Below are 12,240 nucleotides of genomic sequence, written 5' to 3' on the forward strand. Positions count from 1 at the left end.
CCGGCGCGGTCCTCGTACGATCGTCGTCATGAGTCGTACCGAAGCCCCGCCGCTGCCCGAGCCCCTCCGGGTGCCGGTCGCCGATTCGCACACCCACCTGGACATGCAGGACGCAACTGTCGAGGAGGGCCTGGCCAGGGCCGCGGCGGTCAATGTGACCACCGTGATCCAGGTGGGCTGCGACGTGGCCGGTTCGCGCTGGGCCGCCGAGACCGCCGCCGCGCATGCGAACGTGCACGCGGCGGTCGCCCTCCACCCCAACGAGGCGCCGCGCATCGTGCACGGCGACCCCGATGGCCGGTCGCGGCAGGGCGCGCGTGAAGGGGGCGGGCAGGCGGCGCTGCACGAGGCCCTCGCGGAGATCGACGCGCTGGCCGCACTCGACCACGTACGCGGTGTCGGCGAGACCGGGCTCGACTGCTTCCGTACCGGCCCCGAGGGCATGGCCGCTCAGGAGGAGTCCTTCCGGGCCCACATCGAGATCGCCAAACGGCACGGCAAGGCGCTGGTCATCCACGATCGCGAGGCGCACGCGGATGTGCTGCGCATCCTCGCCGACGCGGGCGCCCCCGAGCGGACCGTGTTCCACTGCTACTCCGGCGACGCCGACATGGCCCGGATCTGCGCGGACGCCGGGTACTTCATGTCCTTCGCGGGCAATGTCACCTTCAAGAACGCCCAGCCGCTGCGTGACGCACTGGCCGTCGCGCCGATGGAGCTGGTCCTCGTCGAGACGGACGCACCGTTTCTGACCCCCGCCCCGTACCGCGGACGACCCAATGCGCCCTACCTCATTCCGGTCACGCTGCGTGCCATGGCGGAGGTGAAGGGCGTGGACGAGGACACCCTGGCGTCGGCCGTCTCCGAGAACACCGCCCGCGCATTCGACTACTGAGCGGCACCGGGGTGTCACCGTCGCTCCCGCCCTCGGCAGCTCACTCGCCGACGGCGACGAGGTCGTCGTCCGGGCTCGGAGGCAGCGGAGGAGGCGCAGTGGTGGAGCGGGAGGCCGTACGCACAACGGGGGGCGAGCCCCCGGTCGCGCCGCGGCCGTAGGCTTACCGGGTGAGCACCACTGAGCCCGATGCCCTCCTGGGCCCCGCAGACATCCGCGAGCTGGCCGCCAAGCTGGGCGTACGCCCGACCAAGCAGCGCGGTCAGAACTTCGTCATCGACGCCAATACGGTCCGCCGGATCGTGCGGACGGCGGAAGTCCGCCCGGACGATGTCGTCGTCGAGGTCGGTCCGGGGCTCGGCTCGTTGACCCTGGCACTGCTGGAGGCGGCGGACCGGGTCGTCGCCGTCGAGATCGACGACGTACTGGCGGGCGCCCTGCCGGCCACGGTCGCCGCCCGGATGCCGGGGCGTGCCGACCGGTTCTCCCTGGTGCACTCCGACGCGATGCTGGTCCGGGAGCTGCCGGGCCCGGCGCCGACCGCGCTGGTCGCGAACCTTCCGTACAACGTCGCCGTGCCGGTCCTGCTGACCATCCTGGAGCGCTTCCCGTCCATCGAGCGGACCCTCGTCATGGTCCAGGCCGAGGTCGCCGACCGGCTGGCCGCCCGGCCGGGCAACAAGGTCTACGGCGTGCCGTCGGTGAAGGCCAACTGGTACGCGGACGTCAAGCGGGCCGGGTCCATCGGCCGCAATGTCTTCTGGCCCGCCCCGAACGTCGACTCCGGTCTGGTGTCGCTGGTCCGGCGCACCGAGCCGATCGCGACGAGCGCGAGCAGGACCGAGGTCTTCGCGGTCGTCGACGCGGCCTTCGCCCAGCGCCGCAAGACACTGCGAGCGGCCCTGGCCGGCTGGGCGGGCTCCGCGCCCGCCGCCGAAGCGGCCCTGGTCGCGGCCGGGATCTCGCCGCAGGCCCGCGGCGAGGCGCTGACGGTCGAGGAGTTCGCCGCCATTGCCGAGAACAAGCCCTCCGGGAGTGGCGAGTGAGCGTCACCGTCCGCGTACCCGCCAAGGTCAACGTCCAGCTCGCGGTCGGCGCCCCGCGCCCCGACGGCTTCCACGACCTGGCCAATGTCTTCCTCGCCGTCGGCCTGTACGACGAGGTCACCGTCACCCCCGCCGACGAGCTGCGCATCACCTGCTCGGGCCCGGACGCCGCCGAGGTCCCGCTGGACGCGACGAACCTCGCCGCCCGCGCCGCGATCGCACTGGCCGAGCGGCATGGCATCGCACCCGATGTGCACATCCACATCGCCAAGGACATTCCCGTCGCGGGCGGCATGGCGGGCGGCAGCGCGGATGGTGCGGCCGCCCTGCTGGCCTGCGACACCCTCTGGTCCACCGGTGCCGGCCGGGAGGAGCTCCTCGCCATCTGCGCGGAGCTGGGCAGCGACGTCCCGTTCAGCCTGGTCGGCGGCGCGGCCCTCGGCGTCGGACGAGGAGAGCAGCTGACCCCGATCGACGTCGGCGGAACCTTCCACTGGGTCTTCGCGGTCGCCGACGGCGGGCTCTCCACCCCGGCCGTCTACGGCGAGTTCGACCGGCTCACGGCCGGTACGGACGTCCCGGACCCCGACGCGTCCGCCGCGCTCCTGGACGCGCTGCGGACCGGTGACGCCACGGCTCTCGCGGGCGCCCTGAGCAACGACCTTCAGTCCGCCGCGCTCTCCCTGCGCCCCTCCCTCGCCGACACCCTCGCCGAGGGCACCGCGGCCGGCGCGCTGGCCGCCCTGGTCTCGGGCTCCGGGCCGACCACGGCGTTCCTGGTGGCGGACGCGGAGTCGGCGCGGAAGGTCGCCGAGGCGCTGATCACCTCGGGGACATGCCGGAACGCGCGGGCCGCGGTGTCCCCGGCGCCGGGCGCCACCATCCTCTGACAGGGCAACGCCTGCTGCTACCGGCCGTAGTGGTAGCGGCAGGCGGCGATGCGTACTTCTTCGTCCACGATTTTGTAGATGAGCCGGTGCTCATCGGTGATCCGGCGGGACCAGAAGCCCTGGAAGCCGTGCTTCAAGGGCTCCGGTTTGCCCATGCCCTCGTTCCCGTTCCGGGCGACGTCCTGCAGCAGCGCACTGATGCGTTTGAGGATCTTCCGGTCCTGCGCCTGCCACCAGACGTAGTCCTCCCAGGCCGACTCGTCCCAGACGAACTTCACTCGGCCAGCTCCCGGGCGATGCCCGCGCCGGACTCCAGACGCTCTATCGAGGCCAGCAGGCGGCGGGCGTTCTCGGGGCTCCGGAGCAGGTAGGCGGTCTCTTTCAGGGACTCGTACTCGTCGAGTGCGACGATCACCACTGGTTCGTGTCCGGCGCGCGTCACTATGACCTCCTCGCGATCGTCGACGACCGCGTTGAGGGTCTCCGCGTACTTCGCCCGTGATTCGGTGTAGGTCATGGTCCGCATGCTTGCCTCCCAGGGGGACGTACAGAATCCTGTACGTACAGAAAAGTGTACGTCTTGCGGAAGAGAGGCGGCAAGGGCGAGCGGACGTCCCGCCCCTGCCGCCCCGTACCCTGGGAAGTCGATCGATCCCCCAGGAGCAGGAGCGAAATGGCCGTCAATCTGGTCAATGTCGAGCAGGTCAGCAAGGTGTACGGCACCCGTGCCCTGCTCGATGGTGTGTCCCTCGGTGTGTCCGAGGGGGACCGGATCGGTGTCGTGGGCCGCAACGGCGACGGCAAGACGACCCTCATCCGGATGCTCGCCAGGCTGGAGGAAGCGGACAGCGGCCGCGTCACCCACAGCGGCGGGCTGCGCCTCGGCGTCCTCACCCAGCACGACTCGCTCGACCCCGCGGCGACCATCCGCCACGAGGTGATCGGTGACCTCGCCGACCACGAGTGGGCGGGCAGCGCGAAGATTCGTGATGTGCTCACCGGACTCTTCGGCGGGCTCGCCCTGCCGGGCTTCGAGCACGGCCTGGACACCGTCATCGCCCCGCTCTCGGGCGGCGAGCGGCGCCGGATCGCGCTGGCCAAGCTGCTCATCGCCGAGCAGGACCTGATCGTCCTCGACGAGCCGACCAACCACCTCGACGTCGAGGGCATCTCCTGGCTGGCCGGCCATCTGCGGGCACGCCGCTCGGCGCTCGTCTGCGTCACCCACGACCGCTGGTTCCTCGACCAGGTCTGTACGCGCATGTGGGACGTCCAGCGCGGCACGGTCCATGAGTACGAGGGCGGCTACAGCGACTACGTCTTCGCACGGGCCGAGCGGGAGCGGATCGCCGCGACCGAGGAGTCCAAGCGGCAGAACCTGATGCGCAAGGAGCTGGCCTGGCTGCGCCGCGGCGCCCCCGCCCGTACCTCCAAGCCGCGCTACCGCATCGAGGCGGCCAATGAACTGATCGCCGATGTGCCGGAGCCGCGCGACACCAGCGAGCTGATGAAGTTCGCCAACGCCCGGCTCGGCAAGACCGTCTTCGACCTGGAGGACGTGACCGTCCAGGCAGGCCCCAAGACGCTGCTCACCCACCTCACCTGGCAGCTCGGCCCCGGCGACCGGATCGGCCTGGTCGGGGTCAACGGCGCGGGCAAGACCTCGCTGCTGCGGGCGCTCGCCGAGGCGGCCCGCACGCAGGGCGATGTGCAGCCCGCCGCCGGGAAGGTCGTCGTCGGCAAGACCGTCAGGCTCGCCTACCTCTCCCAGGAGGTCCACGAGCTCAACCCGAACCTGCGAGTGCTCGAAGCGGTCCAGCAGGTACGGGACCGGGTCGACCTCGGCAAGGGCCGGGAGATGACCGCGGGCCAGCTGTGCGAGCAGTTCGGCTTCTCGAAGGAGAAGCAGTGGACCCCGGTCGGCGACCTCTCGGGTGGTGAGCGGCGCCGGCTCCAGATCCTGCGCCTGCTGATGGACGAGCCGAACGTCCTCTTCCTCGACGAGCCCACCAACGACCTCGACATCGAGACCCTGACCCAGCTGGAGGACCTCCTCGACGGCTGGCCCGGATCGATGATCGTGATCTCCCACGACCGGTTCTTCATCGAGCGGACCACGGACCGGGTGATGGCGTTGCTCGGTGACCGCGCGCTGCGGATGCTGCCACGCGGGATCGACGAATACCTGGAGCGCAGGCAGCGGATGGAGGAGGCGGCCACCCCCTCCGCAGCACCCGCGGCGGCAAAGGAGAAGGCCGCGCCGGCCGCGGCCGTCTCCCCGCAGGCCGCACGTGCGGCGAAGAAGGAACTGCAGAAGGTGGAGCGGCAGCTCGACAAGATGTCGACGCGGGAGACCGCGCTGCACGCACAGATCGCGGAAAACGCCACAGACTTCGAGAAGGTGGCGAAGCTGGACGCGGAGCTGCGCGAACTGGTCGCGGAGCGCGACGAGTTGGAGATGCGCTGGCTGGAACTGGCCGAGGACGCCTGATCGCTGAGGCGCCTTCGGTGTGACCGGCGGGGCCTGTGGGGCGGGTGATAGAAAGAAAGTTCGCCCGGCACAGGTAGAGATGTCGGACCGGTCCGCACGAAGGGGGACGTGCTGATGACCCAGCCGCCCGGCCAGCAACCGCCACAGGGAGGCTTCGGGGCTCCGTACGATCCGCCGCCGGGGCCGGTTCAGCCGTCGTCGCCACCACCGCCTTCCGGATACGGCTCCGTGCCGCCGCCCGTTCAGGCCGCGGGTCCGTACGGTGCGCCGGTACAGCCGGGCCCGTACAGCACACCCGCGCAGCCGGGACCGTACGGCGCCCAGCAGCCGGGACCGTACGACGCACCCACGCAGCCGGGTCCGTACGGCTATCCGGGGCAGCCGCAGCCCGGATACGGCTACCCGCAGCAGTTGCAGCAGCCTCCGCAGCCCGGTGGCGGAGGGTTCTTCCGGGGCAGGCGCGGTGCGGTCATCGCTGCCGTGCTCGCGGTGGTGCTGCTGGCCGGCGGGGGCATCTGGTTCGTCACGAGCGGGGGCGACGACGGGTCGAAGCCCACGGCAAAGGCGAGCACCGACCCCGGGCCGGACCCCACCGGCGACGGGGGCGACGGCAAGGCCAAGGACCAGGACCAGGACCAGGGCACGCACGACCTCCGTGCGGAGGCCGACGCGCTCAACGCCAAGCGCAAGCCGGGCGAGGCGAAGGTCCTCTGGCTCCAGGAGGGCGGCGTCGACCTGCCGCGCAACGGCTCGGACGTGTACGGCCCCTGGATCGTCGGCGACACCATCGTCAAGGCCATGTTCCACACGGTCTCCGGCTACTCGGTCACCGACGGCAGCCAGAAGTGGAGCCTGCGCATGCCGTCGGATCTCTGCGCGGCGCCCTCGCAGCCCACGGCCGACGGCAAGATCGTCCTCGGGATCAAGACCGGCACCGCGGACGACGCGGTCTGCAGCTCGCTCCAGATGGTCGATCTCACGACCGGCAAGGCCGGCTGGCGCAAGACGTACAAGCGTCAGGACATCTGGGACTCGTTCTCCGACGTCTCGATGGCGATCAACGGGGACACCGTGACCGTGGGGCGCACCAGCAGGACGGACGCCTTCCGGGTCAGCGACGGCAAAGTGCTCTTCGGTGAACTGCCGGGAAACTGCCAGCCGTTCGGCTTCGCCAGCGGCCCCGTGGCGATCGCCGCCACCAGTTGCCAGACAGCGGCCGACGACCACAAGGAGCAGCAGGTACAGCGGATCGACCCGGTAACCGGAAAGGTCCAGTGGACGTACAAGGTCAAGAAGGGCTGGCAGGTCGCACAGTTCTACTCGGTCAGCCCGCTGGTCGTCTCGCTGAAGCAGGAGGACAAGTGGGCCATCCTCGTGCTCAACGAGAACGGCACCTACCGCTCCCAACTGATCGGTGGTACCGACGACTACGTAACGAAGTGCGGCGAAGACCTCCTCGTTTCGGGCAAGAACCTCGACAACTGTCTCGGGGTCGCGGCCGACGACCAAGCGGTCTATCTGGCGACCAAGCCCGACCCGGCCGACCTCCATCCCACCAACAAGGTCGTCGCCTTCGATCTGAACACCGGTCGGGCGAAGTGGAAGGCCGCGGCCCCGGCCGGACAGACCCTCATGCCGATGCGGGTGGAGGGCGGCAGGCTGCTGATGTATGTGGCTGCGGAGAAGAACAAGGGCGGCGGCATCGCGTCCCTCCCGCCGACCGGTGGCACGCCACAGATGGTGCTGCGGCACCCGGTGGCGGCGACCACCGTCGAACGCGGTTTCTTCGATTCCAGGGTCGCCTATCTGAACGGGCGTTGCTTCCTCGTGCACGCGAGGATCAGCGGGATCGATGACAAGGAGGAGAAGTCCATGAAGTCGATCGTGGGCTTCGGCAGCTGACCGGCCGAGGCGTAACGGGGGCATCACGGGGCGGTTCTCCCTTGGGAACAGGGGGTGGACCGCCTCGGTGTCCGAGGTGTTACGGGTGGTACAAAAGAAGCCCCGCTCGACTGTCGTAACGCCGCGGGATCCATGCCCGATTCGCTCCTTTCCGGGGAGTTCAGGGGGTCTTGTCGGACTCTTTGAGCCCTGCGGAATCGCGGGGGAGAACGGAACGGGCACCGGACCGCACGAAGGGGGACGTGCTGATGACCCAGCCGCCCAGCCAGCAACCGCCGCAGGGAGGCTTCGGCGCGCCGCAGGAGTCGCCGCAGGGGAGTCCTCAGCCGCCCCAGGGTCCGCCGCCGAGCGGTCCGCCGCAGTCCTCGCCGCCCGCGCAGCCCGGTTACGGCCACCCGCAGACGCCCCATCAGGCGCCGCCCCAGGCCCCCGGTTACGGCTACCCCCAGCAGCCCGGTCCGTACAACCAGCAGCAGCCGGGCCCGTATGCCCAGCAGCCCGGTCCGTACAACCAGCAGCCGGGTCCGTACGGTCAGCAGCCCGGCCCGTACAACCAGCCGATGCAGCCCGGGTTCGGTTACCCGCAGCAGCAGTACCCCGGAGCACCGGGCCCCGGCGGTCAGGGCGGCGGTAGCTCTTCCAAGCGCAAGCCCGCGTTGATCATCGGCGCCGCGGCCGCCGCGCTCCTCGTGATAGGCGGCGGCATATTCATCGCCACGAGCGGGGGCGACGACGACAAGAAGCCCGTCGCGCAGAAGAGCGACGACGTCGGGCCGAGCAGCTCGCCCTCCGTGGACGAGGGCGACGGCAACGGCGACGGCCGCACGGTCGACGACGACCTCAACGCCGGGCGCCAAAAGGGCGAGGCGAAGGTTCTCTGGCTGCAGAAGAACGATGTCGACCTGCCGCGCAACGGTGCCGATGTGTTCGGCCCCTGGGTCTCCGGCGGCGTGATCGTCAAGGGCATGTACCGCTCCGTCTCCGGCTACTCGATGGCCGACGGCGAGCAGAAGTGGACGCTGAAGCTGCCCGCCGACCTGTGTGCGGCGCCCGAGCGGCCCACGAACGAAGGCAAGATAGTCATCGCGGTCATGAACGGGACCACCGAGAGGGCGGACTGCGCGGACCTCCAGATGATCGACCTCAACACCGGCAAGGTCGGATGGAAGAAGTCGATCAAGAAGTCCGGCCTCTTGGACATGATGTCGGACATCTCCCTAGCCATCAGCGGCGACACCGTGGCGGTCGGGCGCCCCGGCCATTCCAACGCCTTCCGGGTCAGTGACGGCAAGGAACTGTTCGGCAAGCAGCCGGGCGACTGCCAGCCGTACGCCTTCGCCGGCGGGCCCAAGCTGATCGCCGCTTCCAACTGCCGCACCGATGAAGTCGACAATCCCCAGCAGCAGATCCAGGAACTCGACCCGGTCACGGGGAAGCCCCTATGGACGTACCGGGCCAAGCGCGGATGGGAGATCGACCGGGTCTACTCGGTGAGCCCGCTGGTGGTCTCGCTGAAGAAGGACAAGCAGTGGGGCATCCTCGCGCTCAAGGAGGACGGCACGCGCCGCTCCGGGCTCGTCAGCGACAAGGGCGACAAGTTCGAGACGGACTGCGGCAACTCCTTCTCCATCTTCGGCAAGTCCCTGGAGGGCTGCACCGGTGTCGCCGCCGACGCCAACACGTTCTACATGTCGACTGCGCCGGACTCCAGCGGCACCGCCAGTACGAACAAGGTCGTGGCGTTCAGCCTGAACACCGGCAAGTCCAAGTGGAAGGCCGCGGCCCCGGCCGGGCGCACGGTGCAGCCGCTGCGCATGGACGGCGGCAATGTGCTGCTCCACGTGAAGGCCGGGTACAACAAGGGCGGCGCGATCGCCGTCCTCCCCTCGACCGGTGGCACGCCGCAGATGGTGCTGCGACACCCGGAGTCGACGTCCAGGATCGAGAGCTCCTTCTACAAGTCGAAGATCGTCTACGCGGACGGCCGTTCCTTCATCACGAGCGGACGGGTCAGCGCGCGGAACGACGAGGAAGAGCTGGAGACGAAGACCATGATGGCCTTCGGCAACTGACGGCTCACGAAGACTTTTGACGGAACACGACCGTCGGCGCCCGACGGTTCACGGCCGGCAGTGGCCGGGGCAGTCCCGACCGCTGCCGGTCCCGACCCACCGACTCTCCCTTCCCCCCGAGGTACGTAAGCCATGACGCAGCCGCCCCAGCCGCCCAACGATTCGCCCCAGGGCGGATTCGGTGCCCCGCAAGACCCTCCGCCGGGTGGGTTCGGTGCCCCGCAAGACCCCCCGCCGGGTGGGTTCGGTGCACCGACGCCGCCGCCCGCCGACCCGTTCGGCAAGCAGCCGGCCACCCCGCCCACGGGAGGATTCGGCACCCCGCAGACCCCGCCGCCCACAGGCGCTCCCGCGGGGCCTCCGCAGCAGCCGGGCCCCGGCTACGGCTACCCGCAGGGCCGGCCCCCGCAGCCCGGCTACGGCTACCCGCAGGCGCCCGTGCCGGGACAGCCTCAGCAGGGTTACGGATTCCCGCAGGGCATGCCGCCCGGTCAGCCGCCGCAGCAGGGGTACGGCTACCCGACCGCCCCGATGCAGCAGCAGTACCCGCAGCCGCAGCAGAGCGGGAACGGCGGCAAGAAGTTCACCACCCAGATGCAGATCATCGTCGCCGCGTCGGTCGCCGTGGTGCTGGTCGTCGTCGCGGGTGTCTGGTTCGCCTCCAGCGGCGGTGACGACGGCAAGAAGGGCCAGGCGTCCCAGTCGGGCGGCTCCACCGGCGAGGGCAAGGGCGGCCAGGGCGGCACCATCGGTGGCGGCGGCAAGGAGAAGGCACCGGCGGACCCCAAGTCCCAGATCGCCTTCCAGGTGCCGGATCCGAAGGTCAACGACATCACCAAGGCCGACGGTTCCTGGATGACCGACAAGGCGTACGTGAAGACCGGCGTGAACGAGATCGTCGGCTACGACGCGGTCAAGGGCACCAAGCTGTGGTCCATCCCGCTGGCGGGCCAGCTCTGCGCAGCTTCCCGGCACATGTCCAAGGACTACAAGACGGCCATAGCCTTCGAGGAGGCCAAGCCGACCAATGCCAAGAAGTATCAGCCGTGCAACCAGGTCGGTGCGATCGACCTGAACACCGGCAAGCTGATGTGGAGCAAGTCGGTGACCGCCGCCACCAGCGGTGACGAGCCGGTCAGGTACTCCGAGGTCACGCTCAGCGGCACCACGGTCGCCGCGGCCGGCACCGACGGCGGCGTGGCGTTCGACCTGAACACCGGTGCCGAGCGCTGGAAGCCCAAGGTCTCCACCGACGGCTGCTACGACTCGGGCTACGCCGGCGGCGAGGCGCTCGCCGTCGTCCGCAAGTGCGGTACGTACGACGACCCGCAGCTCATCATCCAGGCGCTCAACCCGACCACCGGCGCCCCGATCTCCTCGTACAAGATGCCGCCCGGTGTCGACTACGCGAGCATCGTCTCCACCAAGCCGCTGGTCGTCGCGGCCGACGTCGGCGACACCGCCGGTGACGGCAGCGGCATCTCGGACTTCTTCTCGATCGACACCAACACCGGCAAGCTGCTCACCAAGATCGCGGCGGACGGCGAGAAGTACGCCGCGCGCTGCGATTCCACCGAGGTCGAGAGCTGCAAGAAGCTGGCCGTCGGCAACAACCGCATATACGTGCCGACCGAGGACCACGAGGGCACCGGCGAGTACGGCGACACCAACGAGATCGTCTCCTTCGACCTCACCACGGGCAAGCCGACCAGTGACCGGGCGGACGCGGGCGACCGCTACACGATGTTCCCGCTCCGTATGGACGGCGGCAACATCATCGCGTACAAGATGCCCCCGTACGACAAGGGCGGCCAGATCGTCTCCATCGACGGCTCCACCTTCAAGCAGACCGTGCTGATGGAGAACCCGGCCGAGAAGTCCGTCCGCGACGCCGAGACCAGCTTCACCGCGGACTACGCCGAAATGCTCTACTCCGGCGGCCGGTTCTACATGTCCCAGACGATGCTCAGCAAGTCGAGCGGGGCGTCGCTGAGCGGCAAGAAGTACCTCGCCGTCGCCTTCGCCACCAACTGATCCCTTGCGCGTGCCCCGGCCCTGCCGGTCGATCATTCGACCGGCAGGGCCGATCGTTTTCCGCCTGTCGAACAGCCCGGATGGCAAATAATCCGACACTCCCGGGGTCTTCTGCCGGGTAAGGGGTCCGGAGCGTCGAACAAGCGTGTAACTTGCCGGGGCAGGGCGGGCCGGGGGGCCTGGCGCCGGTGCTTTTGGGGGTGCTCGATGAGCGTGCGGCTCATGGTGGTCGATGATCACAGGCTGCTCGCCGAGGCGCTCGCCTCGGCGTTGAAACTGCGGGGCCACCGGGTGCTCGCGGCGGCCGCGCCGACCTCGGGGGCGGCGGAGCTGGTGGTCAGCAGGGCTCCGGAGGTCTGCCTGTTCGGTACCGCGGCACCTGCCGAACCCGGCGCCTTCGACCCGATCGTACGGATCCGGCGCGAGCGCCCTCAGGTGGCCGTGGTGGTGCTCGGACCCGTGCCCAGTCCGCGCGGGATCGCGGCGGCCTTCGCGGCAGGCGCCGCGGGATATGTCCGGCACGACGAGCGCATGGAGGGCGTCGAACGGGCGATGGTCAAGGCGCGAGCCGGAGAGGCCGCGGTGGCGCCGCAACTGCTCCAGGGCGCCTTCGCCGAGCTGCTCAATCCGGCCGCGGCGCCGGACGACGAGGGGCAGCGACTGCTGCAGATGCTCACCCCGCGCGAGGTCGAGGTCCTGATGCGGGTCGCGGAGGGCGAGGACACCCGGCTGATCGCGGCCGGGATGCGGATCGCGTCGAGCACCGCGCGTACGCATGTGCAGCGGGTGCTGATGAAGCTGGGCGTCGGCTCCCGGCTGGAGGCCGCGGCGCTCGCGGCCCGCACGGGGCTGCTGGACCGGGCGGCGCCGCCGGACGAGCAGGGGCCCGGCGAGATCGGAAGAGCGTCGG

The 12,240-nt window shown here is 70.0% G+C and carries 10 protein-coding genes; 8 read left to right on the forward strand and 2 right to left on the reverse strand.

Annotated elements, in window-relative coordinates:
• Nucleotides 1–28: 28 nt before the first annotated feature.
• The 3 genes from ABTZ94_RS06490 to ABTZ94_RS06500 all read left to right on the forward strand — a co-directional run bounded on the left by ABTZ94_RS06490 (nt 29) and on the right by ABTZ94_RS06500 (nt 2,831).
• A complete protein-coding gene (locus ABTZ94_RS06490) occupies nt 29–895 on the forward strand; it encodes a TatD family hydrolase (RefSeq protein ID WP_351198102.1) in 867 nt (288 codons plus the stop codon).
• 170 nt (nt 896–1,065) lie between these two features.
• Nucleotides 1,066–1,941 (forward strand): 16S rRNA (adenine(1518)-N(6)/adenine(1519)-N(6))-dimethyltransferase RsmA, encoded by an 876-nt coding sequence (gene rsmA / locus ABTZ94_RS06495; protein WP_351198104.1) that lies wholly within the window; start codon nt 1,066–1,068, stop codon nt 1,939–1,941.
• Nucleotides 1,938–2,831, forward strand: a complete 894-nt coding sequence (locus ABTZ94_RS06500; protein ID WP_351198106.1) for a 4-(cytidine 5'-diphospho)-2-C-methyl-D-erythritol kinase — start codon at nt 1,938–1,940, stop codon at nt 2,829–2,831. Before rsmA ends, ABTZ94_RS06500 begins: the two co-directional genes overlap by 4 nt.
• A 17-nt stretch (nt 2,832–2,848) precedes the next feature.
• On the opposite strand, the gene ABTZ94_RS06505 is transcribed toward ABTZ94_RS06500, so the two are convergent.
• Together ABTZ94_RS06505 and ABTZ94_RS06510 are read right to left on the reverse strand one after the other, a co-directional pair.
• Nucleotides 2,849–3,109, reverse strand: coding sequence for a Txe/YoeB family addiction module toxin (locus ABTZ94_RS06505; RefSeq protein ID WP_351198108.1), 261 nt, complete (start codon nt 3,107–3,109; stop codon nt 2,849–2,851).
• Nucleotides 3,106–3,357: a type II toxin-antitoxin system Phd/YefM family antitoxin gene (locus tag ABTZ94_RS06510; RefSeq protein WP_266746677.1), complete on the reverse strand. Its 252-nt coding sequence runs from the start codon at nt 3,355–3,357 to the stop codon at nt 3,106–3,108. Before ABTZ94_RS06510 ends, ABTZ94_RS06505 begins: the two co-directional genes overlap by 4 nt.
• A 147-nt stretch (nt 3,358–3,504) precedes the next feature.
• Here ABTZ94_RS06510 and ABTZ94_RS06515 point away from each other — a divergent pair, with 147 nt between their 5' ends.
• The 5 genes from ABTZ94_RS06515 to ABTZ94_RS06535 form a co-directional block, all read left to right on the forward strand.
• Nucleotides 3,505–5,322: an ABC-F family ATP-binding cassette domain-containing protein gene (locus ABTZ94_RS06515; RefSeq protein WP_351198111.1), complete on the forward strand. Its 1,818-nt coding sequence runs from the start codon at nt 3,505–3,507 to the stop codon at nt 5,320–5,322.
• Between the two features lie 114 nt (nt 5,323–5,436).
• Entirely contained in the window at nt 5,437–7,224 is a 1,788-nt protein-coding gene (locus tag ABTZ94_RS06520) for an outer membrane protein assembly factor BamB family protein (RefSeq protein WP_351198113.1), read from the forward strand.
• A gap of 248 nt (nt 7,225–7,472) precedes the next feature.
• On the forward strand, nt 7,473–9,296 hold the full coding sequence (locus tag ABTZ94_RS06525) for an outer membrane protein assembly factor BamB family protein (RefSeq protein WP_351198115.1): 1,824 nt from the start codon (nt 7,473–7,475) through the stop codon (nt 9,294–9,296).
• Nucleotides 9,297–9,428: 132 nt separating this feature from the next.
• On the forward strand, nt 9,429–11,330 hold the full coding sequence (locus tag ABTZ94_RS06530) for an outer membrane protein assembly factor BamB family protein (protein WP_351198117.1): 1,902 nt from the start codon (nt 9,429–9,431) through the stop codon (nt 11,328–11,330).
• Between the two features lie 207 nt (nt 11,331–11,537).
• Nucleotides 11,538–12,240, forward strand: a 703-nt coding sequence (locus ABTZ94_RS06535) for a helix-turn-helix transcriptional regulator (RefSeq protein ID WP_351198119.1), incomplete at its 3' end; no start/stop codon positions are given.

The organism is Streptomyces sp. NPDC002785 (assembly GCF_040295565.1).
Classification (GTDB): Bacteria; Actinomycetota; Actinomycetes; order Streptomycetales; family Streptomycetaceae; genus Streptomyces.